This is a genomic window from Lysobacter sp. ESA13C, from assembly GCF_019970005.1.
GTDB classification, from domain to species: Bacteria; Pseudomonadota; Gammaproteobacteria; order Xanthomonadales; family Xanthomonadaceae; genus Lysobacter; species Lysobacter antibioticus_B.
The window spans coordinates 588432-607756 of the sequence record NZ_JAHXYK010000001.1 but is presented as its reverse complement, the minus strand read 5'-3'; the positions used below and the strand labels follow the sequence as shown (position 1 = coordinate 607756).

17 protein-coding genes are annotated in these 19325 nt (G+C 68.7%); 7 read left to right on the top strand and 10 right to left on the bottom strand.

The window, feature by feature from the left end:
- Nucleotides 1–3: 3 nt before the first annotated feature.
- Nucleotides 4–2331: a fimbria/pilus outer membrane usher protein gene (locus tag LC490_RS02735; RefSeq protein ID WP_223619213.1), complete on the top strand. Its 2328-nt coding sequence runs from the start codon at nucleotides 4–6 to the stop codon at nucleotides 2329–2331.
- Nucleotides 2328–3344 (top strand): spore coat U domain-containing protein, encoded by a 1017-nt coding sequence (locus LC490_RS02730; RefSeq protein ID WP_223619212.1) that lies wholly within the window; start codon nucleotides 2328–2330, stop codon nucleotides 3342–3344. The genes LC490_RS02735 and LC490_RS02730 overlap by 4 nt, the downstream gene beginning before the upstream one ends.
- A 259-nt stretch (nucleotides 3345–3603) precedes the next feature.
- Here LC490_RS02730 and LC490_RS02725 read toward each other — a convergent pair whose 3' ends face one another.
- The 5 genes from LC490_RS02725 to LC490_RS02705 all read right to left on the bottom strand — a co-directional run bounded on the left by LC490_RS02725 (nucleotide 3604) and on the right by LC490_RS02705 (nucleotide 9218).
- Nucleotides 3604–4521 (bottom strand): 5'-nucleotidase, lipoprotein e(P4) family, encoded by a 918-nt coding sequence (locus LC490_RS02725; RefSeq protein WP_223619211.1) that lies wholly within the window; start codon nucleotides 4519–4521, stop codon nucleotides 3604–3606.
- 135 nt (nucleotides 4522–4656) lie between these two features.
- Entirely contained in the window at nucleotides 4657–5127 is a 471-nt protein-coding gene (locus LC490_RS02720) for a RidA family protein (protein WP_223619210.1), read from the bottom strand.
- Between the two features lie 99 nt (nucleotides 5128–5226).
- Nucleotides 5227–5727, bottom strand: coding sequence for a GNAT family N-acetyltransferase (locus tag LC490_RS02715; protein ID WP_223619209.1), 501 nt, complete (start codon nucleotides 5725–5727; stop codon nucleotides 5227–5229).
- Nucleotides 5728–5850: 123 nt separating this feature from the next.
- Entirely contained in the window at nucleotides 5851–6876 is a 1026-nt protein-coding gene (locus LC490_RS02710) for a DUF4272 domain-containing protein (protein ID WP_223619208.1), read from the bottom strand.
- A 359-nt stretch (nucleotides 6877–7235) separates the two neighbouring features.
- On the bottom strand, nucleotides 7236–9218 hold the full coding sequence (locus LC490_RS02705; RefSeq protein WP_223619207.1) for a UvrD-helicase domain-containing protein: 1983 nt from the start codon (nucleotides 9216–9218) through the stop codon (nucleotides 7236–7238).
- A 132-nt stretch (nucleotides 9219–9350) separates the two neighbouring features.
- Between LC490_RS02705 and LC490_RS02700 the strand changes: the two genes are divergently transcribed.
- From LC490_RS02700 to LC490_RS02690, 3 genes are all read left to right on the top strand, one after another.
- Complete coding sequence (locus tag LC490_RS02700; RefSeq protein WP_223619206.1) at nucleotides 9351–10133, top strand: SEL1-like repeat protein; 783 nt, start codon at nucleotides 9351–9353, stop codon at nucleotides 10131–10133.
- A gap of 91 nt (nucleotides 10134–10224) precedes the next feature.
- The gene (locus LC490_RS02695; protein ID WP_223619205.1) at nucleotides 10225–11004 is read left to right on the top strand and encodes a hypothetical protein; all 780 of its coding nucleotides are present in this window, start codon (nucleotides 10225–10227) and stop codon (nucleotides 11002–11004) included.
- A 112-nt stretch (nucleotides 11005–11116) separates the two neighbouring features.
- Nucleotides 11117–11743, top strand: coding sequence for a thymidine kinase (locus LC490_RS02690; RefSeq protein WP_031371784.1), 627 nt, complete (start codon nucleotides 11117–11119; stop codon nucleotides 11741–11743).
- Between the two features lie 161 nt (nucleotides 11744–11904).
- On the opposite strand, the gene LC490_RS02685 is transcribed toward LC490_RS02690, so the two are convergent.
- Nucleotides 11905–12732 (bottom strand): nucleotidyltransferase domain-containing protein, encoded by an 828-nt coding sequence (locus LC490_RS02685; protein ID WP_223619204.1) that lies wholly within the window; start codon nucleotides 12730–12732, stop codon nucleotides 11905–11907.
- A 147-nt stretch (nucleotides 12733–12879) separates the two neighbouring features.
- Here LC490_RS02685 and LC490_RS02680 point away from each other — a divergent pair, with 147 nt between their 5' ends.
- On the top strand, nucleotides 12880–13422 hold the full coding sequence (locus LC490_RS02680; RefSeq protein ID WP_223619203.1) for a GNAT family N-acetyltransferase: 543 nt from the start codon (nucleotides 12880–12882) through the stop codon (nucleotides 13420–13422).
- A 10-nt stretch (nucleotides 13423–13432) separates the two neighbouring features.
- The gene (locus tag LC490_RS02675; protein WP_223619202.1) at nucleotides 13433–14050 is read left to right on the top strand and encodes a YiiX family permuted papain-like enzyme; all 618 of its coding nucleotides are present in this window, start codon (nucleotides 13433–13435) and stop codon (nucleotides 14048–14050) included.
- On the opposite strand, the gene LC490_RS02670 is transcribed toward LC490_RS02675, so the two are convergent.
- From LC490_RS02670 to LC490_RS02655, 4 genes are read right to left on the bottom strand one after another with little or no spacing between them, the layout of a single operon-like run.
- Nucleotides 13960–15315 carry a hypothetical protein gene (locus LC490_RS02670; protein ID WP_223619201.1) on the bottom strand — a complete coding sequence of 452 codons (1356 nt, stop codon included), beginning with the start codon at nucleotides 15313–15315 and terminating at the stop codon, nucleotides 13960–13962. The two genes, LC490_RS02675 and LC490_RS02670, sit on opposite strands and share 91 nt — an antisense overlap.
- 24 nt (nucleotides 15316–15339) lie before the next feature.
- On the bottom strand, nucleotides 15340–15969 hold the full coding sequence (locus LC490_RS02665) for a DUF938 domain-containing protein (protein ID WP_223619200.1): 630 nt from the start codon (nucleotides 15967–15969) through the stop codon (nucleotides 15340–15342).
- The gene (locus LC490_RS02660) at nucleotides 15966–17264 is read right to left on the bottom strand and encodes an McrC family protein (RefSeq protein WP_223619199.1); all 1299 of its coding nucleotides are present in this window, start codon (nucleotides 17262–17264) and stop codon (nucleotides 15966–15968) included. The genes LC490_RS02665 and LC490_RS02660 overlap by 4 nt, the downstream gene beginning before the upstream one ends.
- Nucleotides 17261–19309, bottom strand: coding sequence for an AAA family ATPase (locus LC490_RS02655; RefSeq protein ID WP_223619198.1), 2049 nt, complete (start codon nucleotides 19307–19309; stop codon nucleotides 17261–17263). The genes LC490_RS02660 and LC490_RS02655 overlap by 4 nt, the downstream gene beginning before the upstream one ends.
- Nucleotides 19310–19325 lie beyond the last annotated feature (16 nt).

The following is a 19325-nucleotide window of genomic DNA, read 5'->3' as shown; positions in this document are numbered from 1 at the left end:
GCCATGTCCGCCGGCCTGCTCCTGGCATCGCCTGCGAGCCATGCGGCGGAGCTGCCGCCGTTGATCCTGGCCCGCGCCGGCGAGAGCAATGCCGCCAGCGCACCGCTGCAGCTCTATCTCGAAGTCAGCCTCAACCACACCGCCTACGGCACGCCGCAACCGTTCGAGTTGCGCGAGGGCCGTTTGTTCGCCAGCGTCGCCACCCTGCGCCAGATCGGCTTCGTCCTCGACGGCCGCGGCGAGGCCGAATCGCTCGCGCCCGACAGCCTGGACGGCGTCAGCGTGCGCTACGACGCTTCGCTGCAACGCGTGGCGATCGATGCGCCGCTGTCGCTGCTGTCGTTGGCGACCACGCGCCTCAACGCACCGGGCACCGACATCCCCACTGCCAGCGCCTCGCCCGGCCTGTTGTTCAACTACGATCTTTACAGCAGCCGCGACGACCACAGCGACAGCACCAGCGCCTTCGCCGAACTGCGCCTGTTCGGGGCCGGCCGCGGTGTCTTCAGCCAGACCGCGGTCACCCGCAGCCAACGCAACGAGGACGAACCGCGGCGGACCGATTCGGTGCGCCTGGACAGCAGCTGGCGCTGGTCCTCGCCGGCCTCGATGATCAGCGTCAGCCTCGGCGACGTGATCAGCGGCCAGCTCGACTGGACCCGGCCGCTGCGCCTGGGCGGCGTGCGCATCGGCCGCGACTTCGGCCTGCAGCCGTACCGCATCACCACCCCGCTGCCGACCTTCGTCGGCGAAGTCGCGGTGCCGTCGGCGGTGGACCTGTACGTCAACGGCATCCGCCAATACAGCGGCGAACTGCCGCCGGGGCCGTTCCAGCTCGCGACCATCCCCGGCATCACCGGCGCCGGCAACGCGCAGTTGGTCGTGACCGACGCCTTCGGCCGCACCCGCCAACTCGACTTTCCGTTCTATGCCGCGCAGCAACTGCTCGCCAAGGGCCTGTCGGATTGGTCGCTGAGCCTGGGCCTGGCGCGCGAGGACTACGCATTGCGTTCGTTCTCCTACGGCAGCGAACCGCTGGCCAGCGCCGACCTGCGTTACGGCGTCAGCGACGCGTTCACCGTCGAGGCGCATGCCGAAGGCGGCGACAGCGTGGTCAACGGCGGACTCGGCGCGATCTGGTTGCTCGGCGGCGCCGGCGTGTTCAGCGCCTCGCTCGCGCACGGCCAGGACCGCAGCGACTCCGGCTGGCTGTACGCCGCCGCCTACAACTGGAGCAACGGCCGCTTCAACATCGCCGCCGACACCCAACGCACGCATGGCGAGTACCGCGACGTCGCCTCGCGCTATGGCCAAGCCCCGGCGCGGGTCAGCGAACGCGCGGTGGCGAGCTGGAACGACACCCGCCTGGGCAGCCTGGGCCTGAGCTACGTGCGCCTGATCTATCGCGACGAAACCCCGGCCCGCTACGCCAGCGCGACCTGGAGCCGCAACTTCAAGAGCGGCGCCTCGCTGAGCCTGTCGTACAACCAGAACCTGGACCGCTCCGAGGACCGCAACCTCTATCTCGGCTTCTCGATGAACTTCGACCGCAGCCTGCAGCTCAGCGCTTCGCTGCAACGCAACCGCGGCCGCGACCAGGCCGTGCTCGACCTGAGCAGGCCGCTGCCCGGCGACGGCGGCTTCGGCTGGCGCCTGCAGGCGCGTGGCGGCGACGGCGAGGAAGGCGGCCTGGCCGAAGCCGGCTGGCTGACCGGGTACGGACGCTACAGCCTCGGCTACGCGCGCCAGGGCGACATCGACTACGGCTATGCCAGCGCGAGCGGCTCGCTGGTGTGGATGGGCGGCCATGTCTTCGCCGCGCGCAACGTCAGCGATGCGTTCGCGGTGGTCTCGACCGATGGCCGCGCCGACGTGCCGGTGCTGCTCGAAAACCGCCCGATCGGCCGCACCGACCGCGACGGCATGCTGCTGGTCACGCCGCTCAATGCCTGGCAACGCAACCGCATCGCCATCGACCCGATGGAACTGCCGGCCGACCTGCGCCTGGACCGGGTCGAAGTGCAGGCCACGCCGCAGGACCGCTCCGGCACGCTGGTGCGTTTCGCCATCGAACAAGTGCGCGCCGCGGTGCTGGTGTTGCACGACGCTCAAGGCCAGGCCCTGCCGGTCGGCAGCCGCGTGCACCTGGATTCGGGCGGCAACGCGGTCGTCGGCTACGACGGCGAGACCTATCTCGACAGCCTGCAAGACCTCAACACGGTGCGCGTCGATACCGCCGACGGCCCCTGCAGCGTGCGTTTCGAGTATCCCGCCGGCGGCGGCGTGCCGCGCATCGGCCCCTTGATCTGCCAGACGCAGGTATCACCATGAATCGCCTGCACCTCGCTGCGTTGTGCCTCGCCTTGATGTTGTCGCTGTTCGCGCGCCCTGTATCGGCCACGACCACCTGCACTGGAACGATGACCAATCTGACGTTCGCGCCGACGAGCGGCGGCGTCACCGATTCAACCGCGACCCTCTCCGTAACCTGCAACACCTTCGGGTTGATCGTGCTCGGCAACGCCAAGGTCAATATGTGCGTGAGCATCCGCAGTGGCACGGACGGTGGCGGCACGCTCAACCCGCGCCGCCTGATCAACACTTTTAACGATCCGATGAGCATGCAGCTCTATACCGACGCCGCGCGCACTGCGATATGGGGCTCGCGCGGCAATGCTACCGTGCCTAATCCGGTGCTGCTGCAATTCGACTATCCCGTGCCAGTCCTTGGCGGAAACCAGACTCGTACTGCAACCCTGTACGGCCGCATTCCTGCCCAGACTGGTCTCAACGCCGGCACTTACACCAACCGATTCACCGCCGCCGCCGATACGCTGATCGAGTTCCGCTACGACGAACCTACGATCCTCGGCGGCGCAACGATGCCGACCTCATGCACCGCTGGAGGGGATCTCGGCACCTCCAGCCAATTCCCCTTCACCGTCAACGGCTCGGTGCCGGACAGCTGCACGCTGACGCCCAAGCCCGTGCCCAACATGGCCTTCGGCAACGTGCCGGGGCCGATCACCTCGAACGTCGACCAGACCACCTCGATCGGCCTGGTCTGCAGCGGCCGCACCGCCTGGCAGATCGGCCTCAACAACGGCCTCTACGCCAGCGGCGCGACCCGACGCATGCGCAACGGCGCCGGCCAGTTCGTGGTCTACGAGTTGTATCGCAACAGCCCGCGCACGCTGCGCTGGGGCAACACCCTCGGCAGCGACACCTTGACCGGCACCGGTACCGGCACGTCGCAATCGCTGCCGGTCTACGGCCGCGTCGGTGCGCAAGCGCCGAGCATCGGCAGCTACAGCGACACCATCACGGTGACGGTGACCTACTGATCGCGTCGTCTGTCGATCGCGAGGCAGGCACTTCGCGATGCGTGACCGCAAAAGTGCATCAAGGAAAAAGAAAAAGGAGGCGCGAGGCCTCCTTCAAACCGGCTTGCGCCGGAAGATTACGAGTTGTGGCATGGCCCCGGCTGGCACCGGGATGGGCGCAGCCTAACGCCGCGCCAAAGTTAATGCAACACCTGAAGTATTACGATGTAACTTATTGATTTTTATCGACCGATATTCGCCAGTACGCCTGAGACTGCGGTCACGGCGCCAGATCGAGCGCGGCGCGCTTGGCCTGGCGGCGGGTGTCGCGCGGCTGGCTGAAGTCGTTGTTGAAGGTCATCGCTTCCCACGAGCCGTAGCTCGGGTTCGGCAGCATCCACCAACGTTCGCCGAACCAGTCGTGGTACTGCTGCAGCAAGGCGTCGCGGCCTTCCGGGGTGTTGGCGACGACCTGGACGAAGTCGCCGAGCTGATCGCCGAACTGCATCAGCACGCGGTACTGGCGCCCGGCCAACAAGCGGCGGCAGTTCTTCTCGCTGCCGTTTTGTTCGCAGCCTTCGACCACCGTGCCCAGGCCGAGAAAAACCTGATCGTCGGCGACCGGCAAACCGGCGCTGCGCAGATTGGCCAAGGTGGCCTCCTTCAAGTGCACGGCGCGGTTGGACAGATACAGAATCGTGATGCCCTTGGCCTGCGCGGCCTTGGCGAAATCGACCACGCCCGGCAGCGGCTTGGCCTTTTTCTCGGCGACCCAGGCGTCCCAGGTGACCTCGTCGTATTCCTTGCCGTCGCGCACCAGGCGCGCCTGGTAGGGCGAGTTGTCGAGCACGGTTTCGTCGACGTCCATGACCACGGCCGGCTTGAGGCCCTTGACCGGGTTGCCGCGTTCGTCGGGCACCAGCGCGTCCCAGTTGGGCTGCTTGAGCGCGGTGTCGAGCTTGTCCGCGGCGGCGCGGTAGACCGTTTCGGTCGCGGCGCGGTATTCGACCGAGCGCTGCATCCACAGCACCGCGTTGAGGTTGTCGTCGGCGCTGGACGCGGCCGGCGCGGCGGCCGCGGCGGCCTTCGTCTCGGCCGGGGCCGCGGGCGCCGGCGCGGCCGGCGGGGCCGCCGGCTTGCAGGCGCTCAGGGCGAGCGCGCAGGCGAGGACGGTCAGGGGCAAGACGCGGGTCTGCATGCGCGGGCGCTCGGTCGTGGGAAGGCGGGGAGTGTAGGCCCCGCGGCAAAACCCTGTCGATTGCCGGCCCGACCGCGCCGCTTCAGGGCGCAACGCAGGCTTGCGCCAGCGGCCCGCAAGCAAGCGTCCGGCCGATCAGCGGCGCGCGCGCGGCGGCGCCTGGGCGATGCATTCGACTTCCACCTTCGCGCCCAGGGCGAGCCCCGACGCGGCCAAGGCGCTGCGGGCCGGGAACGGCGCGCTGAAATGCTTGCGATAGACCTCGTTGAAGGCCGGCCATTCGGCGATGTCGGCCAGGAACACCGTGCATTTGACGACGTCGCTCATCGAAGCGCCGTGGCGTTCGAGCACCTGGCGGATGTTGCGCAGGGTCTGTTCGGCTTCGGCGGCGATGCCGCCCTTGGCCAGCGCGTTGTCGCCGCCGGGCACGGTGCCTATCTGACCCGACAGGAACAGCAGGTCGCCGCTGCGCACGGCTTCGGAGAACGGCAGCTTGGCCGCGGCCGGATCGGGCGAGCGCAGGAACTCGGGCTTGCGCGCTTCGCCGGCGATGGCGCCGTGTGCGGCGAAGGCGAGTAACAGCGAGATCGACAGGGCCAGGCGCATGGGCACTCCAGAGGTTGAGCTTCGGATTCGAGGTTCGACGATCATCGTGCCCCATCGCGGCAGGCCGCGCAGCCTGAGCAGCGCGACCGGGCCGCCGTTTCAGGCCGGCACCGGCGCGACCTGCAACGAAACTTGCTTGCTGTTGCCGGCCACCCATTGCGTGCCGACTTCGCCGAAACCGTAGCGCGCATGGAACCGGCTGGAGGCTTCGTTGAACGGCACGATGTAGAACTCGCAGACGACCTGGGCGAAGCCGCGTTCGCGGGCGAACGCGAACAGATCGTCGTAGAGCAGGCCGCCGAGCTTGCGTCCGCGGTGGCTGGCGGCGACGGCGATGCGGTCGACGTACAGGAAAGTCGGATAACGCTCGGAGAACCACAGGTAGTTCGGGCTGTCGTAGTCGGCGCCCTCGCGAAACGCGAGCAGGAACGCGACCACGCTGTCGCCGTCGCAGACCACGCGGTGATACACCGACTGCCGGTCCAGCTCGGCGAGCCGCTGCGCATCCAGCGGGCTCATCAAGGCCTCGGATTCGAGGTTGAGCGCGAGTACGGCCGGGTGATCGGCGGGGGTGACGTTGCGGACGATGAGGGAAGGCATTCCGGTGCTGGCCCGAGTCTGAGAGAGGTTAGGAATTAGTAACCAGGAACTAGAAGTCCGCAAGCAGCAGCGAGACGTCAGCACTCCCACTCGTTACTCACTCCTCTTAACTCACTTCTCGCTTCAAGTAGGCGTGCCGACCTCGTCCCACTCTTGTTCGTCGAACCGCAACAGCCAATTGAGCGCGTAATGGCGCTCGTAGACGATGCTGGGATGCAGATCCGCCGGCGGCGATTTTTCGTCGAGACGAGCCTGGCGGACCAGCCAATGACGGCGATAGACCGCATCGAGGGCGTCGAGCAATTCCGCCACCGGACGCAGTCGCGCCGCGGCGATGTGGGTTTCGTCGGCATGTTCGATCGCGGTCAGGGCGATCTCGCCGGCGTCGCAGATCGCGGTCGGCGGCGGCAGCGTCTCGGTCAGGCCTAGCGCCCATTGCAGCAGCGCCGCGCTTTCGTAGCGCCAGCCGTGGTTGGCCCAGGTTTCCTCGTCGGGTTTTTCCGCATCGATGAAGGCGCGTTCGGCCGGCGTCAGCGCGGCGACGCCCGGGCCGAGCTTGAGTGCGATCTCCTGGGTCGACAGCGGGTCGCTGCCCAGCGATTCGGCGCGCACCGCGACCGCGGTCAGCGCCAGCATGCGCCGCATGGTTTCTTCGGGCGTGCGCAGACGCACTTCGCCGGCGCCGAGCACCGGCGGCAGATGCGCCGGTACGTTCGCACCGAGCGCCTGCAGTTCGGCTTCGCTGCGCGCCTTGCGCTCGCGCGCGTCCGCCGGATACGGCAAGGCCGAATCGGCATCGACCGCCGGCTCGCCCTGGCTGACCAGCACTTGCCCGTCCGGGTCGCGCACCGAGCCGTCGGGCAGGAAGCAGACCGCATTCGCGGCCTGCGCCCACGAGGCCAAGGCCTCGAACGCGCCGTCCTCGACCTCGAAGCTGTAGTGGCTCTGGACCCGCTGCAGGTGGCGGATCACCGCGAAGGTGCGCGCGTCCATGCCCTCTGCGACCGTGCCGAGCACGTAACCGACGAAGCCCTGCAAATGCGGCACCAGTTCGGCGTCGCTGCGGTCGCGATAGGCGGGCGGCGCCTTGAGGAAATCCGGCGCCGGCGGCGCGGCGAGCGTGGAGTAGGCGTTGATCAACAGGGCCATGTCGTTGCGCGTTCGTGGACGAGTGCGGCAAGACTAGCCGATCCGGCTCGAGGGGGCGCGGCGACGGTTTGCGGTTTGCGCAGGCGGCCGGGGGGTTGCGCGCAAGAGCAAATCCCCCGGCGCAGCGGCCAACACGGCTGCGTTGGCGCAACGCCGGCGCCCGCCCCCTTTGTCAAAGGGGGCAAAGTTCTGCGCCTTCTGTAGTTCCGGCGTTACATCGGCTTGGTGTTGGCGCAGGCGTTGTGGCAACTGCCTGCGCCACATCCAATCCCAGCCGAACTATTCCCCCCTTTGAAAAAGGGGGGGCAGGGGGGATTTGCCCTTGTCTGCTGCAGAGCCCGCCCAACCCGAAATCCCGCTCAGCCGTTCTCCAGCAACGCCTTGATCGCCGCAAAGCCCGCGTTCGCGCGCTCGTGCTTGCGCGCCGCATCCGCGACCGGGTCGGCGCCGTCGCGCTGCAGTTCGGCCGGCGGCAGTTCGTCGATGAAGCGGCTCGGCTTGAGGCGGATGCGTTCGCCCCAGCGCTGGGTTTCGCGCGCATGCGACAGGTACAACGCTTCCTTGGCGCGGGTGATGCCCACGTACATCAGGCGCCGCTCTTCGTCGAGACGGCCTTCGTCGAGGCTGGCGTCGTGCGGCAGGTTGCCGTCTTCGACGCCGACGATGAACACGTAACGGAATTCCAGGCCCTTGGCCGCGTGCAGGCTCATCAGCCGCACCTGGTTGCCGGCCTCGCCCTTGTCGGCATGCGACAGCAAGGCCAGCTGCGCGGCCAGCTCGCCCGGGCCCGCGCCCTTGCCGCCGTCGAACCAGCCCGACAGTTCGCCGAGGTTTTCCTTGCGCCGCTGGAACGAAGCTTCGTCCTTGCACTGGGCGCGGATCGAAGCCAGCAGGCCGCTGCGTTCGGCCAGCACGCCGACCAGTTCACCGGGGCTGATGCGCTGCGCTTCGTCGCGCAGGAAACGCACGATCTGCACGAAGCCGTCGAGCGCGGTGCCGGCGCGCGGGCTGAGCTGTTTGATCGCGTTGATCGATTCGGCCATGCGCGACATCGGCAACTGCGCGTGCTGGGCCATCTCGGCCAACTTGGCCAGAGTGGTCGCGCCGACTTCGCGCTTGGGCGAGGTCACCGCGCGCAGGAAGGCCGCGTCGTCGTCGGGGTTGGCGATCAGGCGCAGCCAGGACAGCGCGTCCTTGACCTCGCCGCGCTCCAGGAACGCGGTGCCGCCGCTCAGGTGATAGGGCACCCGCAACAATTGCAGCGCCTTCTCCAGCGCGCGGCTTTGGTGATTGCCGCGGAACAGGATGCAGAAATCGGCCCACATCGCCTGGTTCTTCTGCGCCAGGTACTGGATTTCGGCGGCGACCTTCTCGGCCTCGTGGGCGCTGTCGCGGCATTCCCAGACGCGGATGCGCTCGCCGTCGGCCTGGTCGCTCCACAGGGTCTTGGGATGTTCGTGCGGGTTGTTGGCGATCAACGCATTGGCCGCGCGCAACACGCGGTTGCTGCAGCGGTAGTTCTGTTCGAGCTTGATGATCTCCAGGCTCGGATAGTCCTTGCCCAGTTCCAGCAGGTTGTCGGGGTTGGCGCCGCGCCAGGCGTAGATCGACTGGTCGTCGTCGCCCACGCAGGTGAACAGGCCGCGCGGGCCGGCCAGGGCCTTGAGCAAGCGGTACTGGGCGTCGTTGGTGTCCTGGCACTCGTCGACCAGCAGGTAGCCGATGCGTTCGCGCCAGGCCAACTGCACCTCGTGGTCGGCTTCGAGCAACTGCACCGGCAAGCGGATCAGGTCGTCGAAGTCGACCGCGTTGAAGGTGGTCAAGCGCGCCTGGTACATCTCGTACACCGTCGCCGCCTCGATCTCGCGCGCGCTGCGCGACTCGCGCATGGCTTCGGCGGGCGACAGGCCGGAGTTCTTGGCGCGCGAGATCAGGTTGCGCATCTCGTCGATCACGTCGGGCTTGCTGCCGGCCGGCAGCAGGTCCTTGATCTGGGCGTTGCTGTCGTCGCTGTCGAACACGCTGAAGCCGCGACGCAGGCCGAGCTTGGCGTGTTCGAACTGGAGGAACTTCAGCCCCAGCGCGTGGAAGGTGCAGATGGTCAGGCCGTCGGCGCCGTCGCCCCGGATCCGCTTGGCCACGCGCTCGCGCATTTCCTTGGCGGACTTGTTGGTGAAGGTGATCGCGGCGATGCGCTTGGCCGGCATGCGGCCGGACGCGATCAGGTGGGCGATCTTCTCGACGATGACGCGGGTCTTGCCGCTGCCGGCGCCGGCGAGCACGAGCAGCGGCCCTTCGGTGTTCAGAACGGCGGCGCGTTGGGGGGGATTGAGACCGTGCATGGAATGTCGGATCGCCGGCAAGGGCCGGTCAGGCCGCACAGTCTAACCGCCACGCCCGCGCCCGGACCGGGCGGCTGGAGTAGGCTAGGCGCCGCAGGCCCGGACCGCGCCGGGCCCTCGTCGGAGGTCGCCATGGAACGTGGTCTCGTCGCCTTGCTGGCTAGCGCCGGGCTGGCCCTGGCCGCCCTGGCCGGCTCTGCATCCGCCGCCGACCGGGCCACCGCCACGCCGGCCGAGGCGACGCCGGAGCAATTGGCCAGCGCCGAGACCGACCGCATCGGCCACCGCGATTTCGACGCCCGCCAGCGCATGTCGGCGACCCATCCCAACGAGCTGTGGCGCTTGTACGGCACCGACGCGGCCGGCCGCGGGCAATGGCAGGACGCCTCGCGCTTCTTCCGCCGCGCCGCGCGTTATGCCGACAAGTATTCGCAGCATCGGCTCAGCCTGATGTACTGGCACGGCCTCGGCGTGCCGCACGACCGCGCCCTCGCCTATGCCTGGGCCGACCTCGCCGCCGAGCGCAGCTACCCGCAGTTCGTAGTGCTGCGCGAGAAGATGTGGCAGGAGCTCGACGAAGGCGAGCGCCAACGCGCCTTGCGGCAGGGCGTGGCGATCTTCGACGAATACGCCGACGAGGTCGCCAAGCCGCGCATGGAGCGCCAAGTCGCGCGCGCCCGCAGCCGCATCACCGGCAGCCCGGCCGGCCTGACCACCGGCAACCTGCTGGTGTTCGCCTCGCGCGGCGGCTCGAGCCTTTTCGACCCCAGCGACTCGCTCGACCTGCGCCCGATGTACGCCGACTGGCGCCTCGACACCCGCCGCTACTGGGCGGTCGAGGACGCGGTCTGGCAAAGCGGCGGCAACGTCGAGGTCGGCACGCTGGAAAAGATCATGAGCAGCCAGCGCCCCTGAAGCGGAGGCCGACGCTGCGTCCTTCGCCCGGGCTTGCTACCCTCGCCGCCGCGCCGGGCCTCCGCACGGTGCGAACATCGGAGCGCATGCCGTGACAGGACGTCTGATCTTTTGTCTGTTCGCCGCCTGGTTGGCGACGGGCTCGACTTCGGCCGCGACGCAAGCGCCAATCGGTCCCGACCCGGCCGCCGATGCGGCCCTGGCCGACGTCGGCTACATGCACCTGCATCCCGACGTCGAATACCGCCAGCTCGGCCTGCAGTCGTATCGGCGCGGACATCACGCCGTCGCCCTCGATCATTTTCGCCGTGCCAGCTATTTCGGCGACAAGCCCGCGCAGGGACTGGTCGCGGAGATGTACTGGAAGGGCGAAGGCGTGGCGGCCGACCGCGCCCTGGCCTACGTGTGGATGGACCTCGCCGCCGAGCGCGGCTATCGCGACCTGGTCGGCCTGCGCGAACGCTACTGGGCCGCGTTGAGTGCGGCCGAGCGCCAACGCGCGCTCGAACAAGGCCCGGCGCTGTACCGGGCCTACGGCGACCCGACGGTCAAGCCGCGCTACGCCCGCCGCCTGCAACGCCTGCGCAACCAGATCACCGGCAGCCACATCGGCACCGACGTCGGCGTGCTGGCGGGGCAGCGCGACGCCTCCGGCGCGGTCGCCCTGACCGGCGGGCTGTACGCCGAGGCCAACTGGAACGCCGAGCACTACTGGCAACGCCAGGACCGCCTGTGGAAGCTGAAACTCGGCGGCACGGTCAACGTCGGCGACGTCGAGGCGATGAACCCGGAAGGCGCCGTCCTGCCGCCACCCGCCGAAAGCGAACCGAAGGACAAGGTCGACCCCAAGGACCCGCCGCGTCCGCGTTGATGCGGTCGGCAGGGCTTCCGGCGTCGACTGAACAGGCCAGACCGCGTCTTCGGCGCTCGCGCGCCGCACGTCAAGTCTGTGGCGGCGCCGCGACGCGCCCTAAACTGCGGCCATGGCCAAGCTCTATTTCTATTATTCGGCGATGAACGCCGGCAAGACCACGACCCTGCTGCAGTCGGCGCACAACTACCAGGAGCGCGGCATGCGCGTGGCGATCCTGACCCCGCGTCTGGACGACCGCGCCGGCAGCGGCACGGTGGCCTCGCGGATCGGCCTACGCGCCGACGCCGTCGCCTTCGACCACGATGCCGACCTGGAACAGCTGATCCGCGCCGACATCGCCGCGCAGGGGCAACTGCACTGCGTGCTGGTCGACGAAGCCCAGTTCCTGAGCCGCTCGCAGGTCTGGCAACTCAGCGAGATCGTCGACGCCCTGCGCATCCCGGTGCTCTGCTACGGCCTGCGCACCGACTTCCGCGGCGAACTGTTCGAAGGCAGCCAATACCTGTTGGCCTGGGCCGACGAGCTGACCGAGATCAAGACCATCTGCCATTCCGGCAAGAAGGCCACCATGACCGTGCGCGTGGACGAAGCCGGCCGCGCCGTGCAGGACGGGCCGCAGGTCGAGATCGGCGGCAACGACCGCTACGTGTCGGTCTCGCGCGCCGAGTACAAGAAGGTCATGCGCGGCGAGGGCACGATCGAGCCTTTGCAGCAGTCGTTGCAGTTGTCGAATTAGGACGGCGGGGCGGCAGTTCGAGTACCGAAGCCTGCGCCGTCGTCGCCTTGACGCGGTCGCGGCTCGCGCCGCTCCTACCCAGAAGCGGCGTCGGCAAGGGTAGGAGCGGCACAAGCCGCGACCGCGAACCCTCGACCGCCGGCGCCCCCTAGCAGCCTCGCCTAATCCACCAAGGCCGACCGAAAAAACTCGTCGAGCCGTTCCGCCCGCCCGCTGGCCGCCGGCAGCGACTGCCCCAAGGCCTGCATGCGTTCCAGCTCGGCGGCGAGGAAGTCGCTGATCGCCGGCACGCGCGGCCCTGCCGCGACCTCGGCGCTGCGGCGTTTGCGCGCCAACAAGGCCTCGACCGCCTCGCGCACCTCGCCGTCGGGCAGCAGCCGCTCCAACAAATCCTCGAACGCCATCGGCGGCGGTCCCTGCTCGCGCTCGATCCACTGGCAGGCCAGGACCGGGCGCAGCACGTACAGGTATTTCTTGGTGCGGATGGCGTCGCCGCCCAGGTGGGCGCGGAAGGTGCCGTGGGCCAGGCTGAAGTAGTGGTGCCAGGCGGCGATCGGCGAATAGAACTCATCGGCCAGGGCACGCAATCCGGCGCTGAGCACGCCGTCCTCGCGGTAGACGATCGGCGAGCGCAACCACTCCAACAGGGTCGGGTTGGACTTCGACAGCAACCGCAGCACCTTGCGCAGGTCCCAGCCGCTGACGTCGAGCTCGTCGTCGATCGGCAGCTCGATCACGTCGCGCTGCGGCTCGCCCAGGCCGGTGCGTTCGTTGACCGTGAGGTACCACGGCCGGCGATGGACATAGACGAAGCGGGCGTCGTAGTCGCTGTCTGGCGAGGAAAACCCCCAGCCGCGGCTGCCGGACTCGCAGGCGTAGACGATGCGCACGTCGTGCTCGCGTTCGACCGCGGCGAGGGCGGCCAGCACCGCGCGCCGCTTCTCGTCCGAAACCGGGTGGATCTCGTGGGCCGCGTCCGTGGAATTCATTGCCGTGGCATGCCGATGCGTGGCCCGGCAGCGTAGCGCAAACGCCGGCGCGTTCCGATGCTGCGCGGACGCCGCGGGCTGGCGTATCGTGCACCGACCCCGGCGCCGCGACGAGCGCGCCGCACTCCAGCGAACCCGATGCCGCCGATGCCGCCCAAGACGCCGTCCACGACCGTTATCCCGACCGAACGCCTGCTGTTGCGCGAACTGACGCCGGACGATGCCGGCTTCATCCTCGAACTGCTCAACGAGCCGTCCTTCATCGACAACATCGGCGACCGCGGCGTGCGCGATCTGGACGGCGCCGTGCGCTACATCCTCGACGGCCCGGCGCAGAGCTACGCCCGCAACGGCTACGGCCTGTGGCGGGTCGAGCTGCGCGACAGCGGCGAAGCCATCGGCATGTGCGGCCTGCTGCGGCGCGAGACCCTGCCCGACCCCGACCTGGGCTACGCCTTCCTGCCGCGCCACTGGTCGCGCGGCTATGCCCTGGAATCCGGCGAGGCAGTGCTGCGCCATGCGCGCGAGGCGTTGGCGCTGTCGCGGGTGCTGGCGATCACCGATCCCGCCAACCAACCCTCGATCAAGGTGCTGGAGCGGCTGGGCCTGCGCTTCGAGGGCATGGTGCGCATGAGCGAGGACGCCAAGGAACTGCGGCTGTTCTCGACCGCACCGGCGCAGGCCGATTGACGCCGGCCGCATGAAACTCCGCCTCCTCGCCTGCGGCCTGCTGTCCGCGTTGCTCGGCGCGTCCGCCAGCGGCTGCGCCGACGCGCGACCGCCGCAGGTCCGCGACGGCGACGTGATCTTCCACGTCTCGCGCTCTTCGCAGAGCCAGGCGATCCAGCGCGCGACCGGCTCGCGCTACAGCCACATGGGTGTGATCCTGCACCGCGACGGCCAGCCCTACGTGTTCGAGGCCATCGACCCGGTCACCTACACCCCCTTGCAGCGTTGGATCGCCCGCGGCAGCGGCGGCCACTACGTGCTCAAGCGCTTGCGCACACCGTTGACGGCGCAGCAGGCGACGAAACTGCGCGGCGCGGCGGAAGCCTTCCGCGGCCGCCGTTACGACCTGGCGTTCGAGTGGTCGGACCAGCGCATCTACTGCTCGGAGCTGGTCTGGAAGATGTACGACCGCGCCCTGGGCGTGCGCATCGGCACGCTGCAGCCGCTGCGCAGCTTCAAGCTCGACGACCCAGCGGTGAAGGCCAAACTGCGCGAACGTTACGGCGAGCGCGTGCCGCTGGCCGAACCGGTGATCTCGCCGGCGGCGATGTTCGACTCGCCCTTGCTGAGCACCGTCGCCTCGGGCTGAAGCCGCACGCCGCGCAAGACCGCCTCGCGGCCGACATAGTCGGTCCAGACCACATACACCGCCTCGCCGGTCACCGCCATCTGCGCGAACCCGGTGCCGCGGCCGCGGCCCTGCAGGCGCGCGACTTCGATGCGCTGACGCTCGTGCGACAGATCCGGCGCCAGGCGCGCGAGTTGCAGGCTCTGGCCGCTGCGGTCCTCACGCAACCACAGCACCCAGGCCGCATCGGCGCTCAATGCGGTTTCGACCCGCCCCTGCACCTGTTCGCCGCGGTCGAGCACGAGCGGCGCAGCGAAGCGATCGCCGGCGTCGCGGCTGTAGGCCGCCTGCACCGTCGGCACGTCGCCGGCGGCGGTGTACCAGGCCACCACGGCCGCCTCGCCGCGCGCGCTGACCGAAGGACCGTTGACCGGGCAGGCCGGCATCACCCAGCCATCGGCGTGGACCGGCTTCGGAGCGGTCCAACCGCGCTCGTCGCGGCGGGTGACGGCGATGTCGCGCACCTCACCCTCGCTGCGATCGCGATAGACCAGCAGCGGGCCGCGCGCGGTCATCGCCGCATCGGTCTGGCAGCAATCGCAGGTCATCGTGTCGAGTTCGACTTCGTCGAAGCGATGCAGGTTGGCGCCTACGCGCACACTGCGCAGGCTCATCGCACCAGAACCGCCGCCGTGACCGCCGCCATGGCCGGCCTCGCCGCTGTTGCTGTGGCGGCCATCCAGCCAGGCCACGCCGACCGCATCGGCGCCGTCGGGCCAGATCGAGACGAAGCCGTGCTCGCTCTGGCCGCCGTCGGTATTGACCTTGAGCGGCGCCGACCATGGCGCGCTGCCGTTGGCCGAACGCACCAACACCACATCGTAGGCATACGGCGCCTGCGCCGATTTCTGCAGCCAATGCGCCCACACCGCGCCGTCGGCGCTGACCGCGAGATGCGGCGTATCGGCCCAATTGACGAACCAGTCCTGGCCCACGGCGATCGAGCGCGGCGGCTGTGGCCAACGGCCGTCGGGTTCGGCGACCGCGTAGCGCAGGGCGTATTTGCCGGCCTCGCCGGTGATCCACGACAACCACACCCGCCCATCCGGCGTCGCGATCAAATCAGGTTGAGCCGCCGCCGCGTCGATCCGCAAGGGCCAGGCCGAAACCCGCCAGGGCGCGTCCGCTGTCTGCGCTTCGGCTTCGGGCGGCGCCGGCTCGCGGCTGCAACCCGGCAAGAGCAGCAACAACGGCAGCAGGGCCAGGCAAGGCAGACGAGGCATCATGGCCGGAGTCGGGAAGCCGAAGGGTCAGGCATTGTGCGGCGGCGACCGGCGCCACACCAGGCAACGGTTATTGGCCGGCATCGCCTGATCGACGAACAAACGCAACCCGACAGCCGCGGCCAAGGCATCGACCGCCTCGAAATCGCGCACCCCCGACTGCGGGTCGCGTGCCTTCAACCAGGCATCGAATTCGCGGTTGCTGTCGCTGCTGAACTCGCCGCGGTAATTGAACGGCCCGTAGACCGCGACCGTCGCATCCGCCGCCAGCACCCGGTCGAGCCCGCGAAAGAAGGCCTCGACCTGGGCCCAGCCCATGATGTGCAGGCTGTTGGCGCTGAACGCCGCATCGAAACGCGCCCCGTCCGCCTCGCCCGGCCACCGCGGCGATGCCACGTCCAGCTCGACCGCGGCCGGCGTATTCGGTAACGCCGCCTCGTCCAGCCACAGCCCGATGCCGGGCAGGTACTCGGCGCGGTCGGAGCATTGCCAGCTCAACGACGGCAAGGCCGCGGCGAAATACACCGCGTGCTGGCCGGTGCCGCTGCCGATCTCCAGCACCCGCCGGCGCCCGGCGAAATGCTCGCGCAACACCGCGAGGATCGGATCGCGGTTGCGGTCGCAGGAGGGAGAATAAGGCTTGTCGTTCGCGCTCATGCCGCCAACCTGCGCAGCACGTCGCCGCTCGAACCGACCCGCACCCGCAGCACGTCGTCCATGAGGTCGACCGCGGCCACGTGCACGCGCCGCGAGCGCGGTCCGATCGAGCCGGCCAGTTCGTAGCGCATCGTCGTCTCCAGGGTGTCCGCGGCCAGACCGTCGAAACAGGGATAGATCAGCGCCAGCTCGCCGCATTCCTGGAACGCGGTGGCATAGGCGTTGAGTTGGTACATGTCGTCGGTGGACGGGCGGATCTTGCCGTAGCGGTCGCGTTCCAGCCGCTTCCACTTGGTGTCGGCGATCATCACGATGCGGTCGGCGCGACGCACCAGCAGGTCCGGCTTGAGCCGGTAGGCCGGGCTCGAGCCCTGCTCGCCGACCAGGACCCGGGCCAAATGCCGGTCGTCGTGCTGGCACTCGACCACCCAACCGGGCGGCGCCTGCCGGGCCAGCTTGATCGCGACGTAACGCTCGAACAGCTGGTTCATGTCGAACAGCAGCGCCGGCGCCGTGGCAGCGCCGGCGCGCAGCGAAGGCGACAAGCCCTCGATGATCCAGCGCGCCCACTTCAAGGCCGCGGCATAGCGGCGACTCTGGCGGTCCAGGCACAACCGCTCGATCTCGTCGCGACGCGCCGGCGCGATGCCGTCGAACGCGGCCATCAGCTCATGCCACAGCCGGATCGACGTCGGCGCGACCAGCCAGTCGCGCAGATGCAGCAGGGCGAGCACGAGCACCCGATTCACCGCGACGTCGTGGGTGAGTTCGTCGAACTCGCACCAGGCACGATCCTGGCGGCCCGCATTGGCGCGCAGGTGTCGGGACCAGTCGATGCGGCCGCGCACCGTCGGCGAATTTTCGGAGCGCGACACATAGGACTTCAGCAGCCCGGCCTTGACCAAGCGCATGGTCTCGGCGAGGAAACGCCCGGCGAACAATTCGATCAGCGGCGAGCGGATCAGATCGTGCGAACCGGAGCCGAGCGGCGGCGACGGCAGGTCGTGCACCACTCGCAACATCCGCAGCAGCATGTCGTGGGCCGGCGCCGCATCCGCGGGGCCGCGGTCGATGCGGTCCGTTTTGGGCAGGATTTCCAGGATGCGCTCGCCGATGCACAGCACGCCGCAGTATTGGGCGAAACGCACCGTGCTCCGTCCGAATTCGCACAGCCCCGGCCGCAGCAGGCAGATCGCTTCCAGGCGCTCGACCTCGTCGAGGCCGAGACTGTTCGCGGTCGGCAGGGCCGTGATCGGCACCGGCGTGTGCTCGAAGGCCCTCAACGCGGGGTTCACGGCTCGGCTCCGTCCTCGAGTTCGGCCTCGTCGTCGTCGATGTCCTCGTCGCCCTGTGAGTACAGGCTGCGGAAATCGGCCGCCGACCAGTTCTGCGAGGCGTCGGTCAGTTCGATGCGATAACGCGGAATGCGCGGCAGGTCGGATACGTGCACGCCGAACAGATCGATCGCATCCACGTCCAGCGCCTCGACGAAGGGCGAGTGATCGGCCTTGCCCATACTGCCGAGCACGCGCTGGATACGGCCCCAGTCGTCGAAGAAGTACTCCTGCAGCAGGGGGATGATGCGGTCGCGGAAACAGTTGCGCAGATCGTCGAGCGAATGAACGTCGAGAAAATAGGCGTGGCCGATGCAGTGGTCGCGGTCGAGCAGGTACTCGATGCGCTGGTTGAGCTTGCGCAGCAACAGCGGCAGGTCCACGCGCACCCCATCGGCGATCACGCCGCCGTCGCCGTCGCCGCCCTTGATCTCTTCCGGCAGCGGTGGCGTCTCCTCGAAGCGGAACCGCCGCCGCAGGGCCAGGTCCATCAGTGCGATCGAACGGTCGGCGGTGTTCATGGTCGCGTATAGGTCGAGGTTGTCCGGCACCCCGAACAATTCGTGGCTGGCCGGCAGTTGCACCCACAGGCCACTACCTTCGCCCGGCTCGGCGCCGGCGGTCACCCGCTTGTCGGGTTCGATCAAAGCGATCAACTCACCGAACACCTTGGCCAGGTTGGCGCGATTGATCTCGTCGATGAACAAGGCGTAGCGCTGCTGCGGATGCAGATGAGCGACGCGGCAGAGCTCCTTGAACAAGCCGGGCTGGACCCGGAACTCGACGCGCCCGTCGTCGCTGTCGGCCGGCACCGGCCGGATGCCCTCGACGAAGTCCTCGTAGGAATAACTCGGGTGGAAGGTCACCAGGCTCAGGCGCGACTCGGCCACGTTGGCCTGCTGCTGAAAGTCGAGGCCGTCGACGATGGCGTCGACGGCCTCGGCCAGGTCCGGCGCGTTATCGCGCCACTGCGGCAGCAAGCGCCAGACCGAGTCCGCGTCCTTGTCGAACAACACCGCACCGGTGCGGGCGCTGGTGCGCACGGTCGCCGAGTCCAAGGGGGCGTGCGACTGCAATTGCCCCCATAGAGTTTCCTTCAGGTTGCGGGTACGTCCGCGCAGCCGCGCAGAAGCCTCGATCCAGGCATGCGCGCGCAGCTGCGGCACCCGCGCCGCGCCGCCGAGATCGAGCAGCGCCGCGGCGATGACGGCATGCCACGGCGCCGAGCCGACGCGCCGCTCGTCGCGGGCGTCGGCCGACAGCACCTGCGCTTCGGTGCGGTAACGCGGATCGCTGCGCAGTTCCTCGTATTTGCGGGTCTTGCCGGTGCCGGGCGGCCCGTAATAGATGGTGTTGACCGCCTTGGTCCGTGGCTGCGCCACCGGCACGACGCTCGCCGGGGGCTGCGGCTTCCACAGGTCCACGAGCGTGGACGGCGGCCGCGGACGGCGGCGCCCACGCGGCAGCCGTTCCATCGCCGATTCGAATTCCTCCTGGGTGATGAAGAACCGCCCTTCCACGCCTTCGTCGGCGATGATCTGCTGCGCAACCGGGTAGACATGGTTCATGAAGTAGACGAAAGCCTCTTCCGGCGACGAGGCCGGGATCGTCTTCTTGCATTCCTTGCGCGGGGTCACTTCCATGCCCAGCGCCTGCAGCAGGCGCTCGTGCACCCGGCACAACACCGGGTCTTGGATGCTGCCGTAGACGATCTCGATGTAAGCCTTGCGGATCTGGCCGTTCTTCAGCGAGAACACCAGACCGATGGTGCGGGTCTTGTTGTTCGAGTCGCTGAGCTTGAACGGGGCGAAGAACAAGTAGTACTCGTTGCCCTGGAACCAGTAGCCGGCTTCGAGACGGTTGCGCTTGGGGTTGTCGCGCGTGCGCAATGCGAAGGTGAACCCTGGATGGTCCTTGCGCCAGCCCAGCGCCACCTTCAACAAACGTTCGTGGCGCTGCGCCACCTCGCGCATCAGCGCAAGGTCGTCTACGGCCTGTCCATGCATGCCTCGTGTCCTCTGA

Coding starts and splice junctions, on each gene's coding strand:
- LC490_RS02735 (WP_223619213.1), top strand. CDS start 4: ATGTCCGCCGGCCTGCTCCTGGCATCGCCTGCGAGCCATGCGGCGGAG.
- LC490_RS02730 (WP_223619212.1), top strand. CDS start 2,328: ATGAATCGCCTGCACCTCGCTGCGTTGTGCCTCGCCTTGATGTTGTCG.
- LC490_RS02725 (WP_223619211.1), bottom strand. CDS start 4,521: ATGCAGACCCGCGTCTTGCCCCTGACCGTCCTCGCCTGCGCGCTCGCC.
- LC490_RS02720 (WP_223619210.1), bottom strand. CDS start 5,127: ATGCGCCTGGCCCTGTCGATCTCGCTGTTACTCGCCTTCGCCGCACAC.
- LC490_RS02715 (WP_223619209.1), bottom strand. CDS start 5,727: ATGCCTTCCCTCATCGTCCGCAACGTCACCCCCGCCGATCACCCGGCC.
- LC490_RS02710 (WP_223619208.1), bottom strand. CDS start 6,876: ATGGCCCTGTTGATCAACGCCTACTCCACGCTCGCCGCGCCGCCGGCG.
- LC490_RS02705 (WP_223619207.1), bottom strand. CDS start 9,218: ATGCACGGTCTCAATCCCCCCCAACGCGCCGCCGTTCTGAACACCGAA.
- LC490_RS02700 (WP_223619206.1), top strand. CDS start 9,351: ATGGAACGTGGTCTCGTCGCCTTGCTGGCTAGCGCCGGGCTGGCCCTG.
- LC490_RS02690 (WP_031371784.1), top strand. CDS start 11,117: ATGGCCAAGCTCTATTTCTATTATTCGGCGATGAACGCCGGCAAGACC.
- LC490_RS02685 (WP_223619204.1), bottom strand. CDS start 12,732: ATGAATTCCACGGACGCGGCCCACGAGATCCACCCGGTTTCGGACGAG.
- LC490_RS02680 (WP_223619203.1), top strand. CDS start 12,880: ATGCCGCCCAAGACGCCGTCCACGACCGTTATCCCGACCGAACGCCTG.
- LC490_RS02675 (WP_223619202.1), top strand. CDS start 13,433: ATGAAACTCCGCCTCCTCGCCTGCGGCCTGCTGTCCGCGTTGCTCGGC.
- LC490_RS02670 (WP_223619201.1), bottom strand. CDS start 15,315: ATGATGCCTCGTCTGCCTTGCCTGGCCCTGCTGCCGTTGTTGCTGCTC.
- LC490_RS02665 (WP_223619200.1), bottom strand. CDS start 15,969: ATGAGCGCGAACGACAAGCCTTATTCTCCCTCCTGCGACCGCAACCGC.
- LC490_RS02655 (WP_223619198.1), bottom strand. CDS start 19,309: ATGCATGGACAGGCCGTAGACGACCTTGCGCTGATGCGCGAGGTGGCG.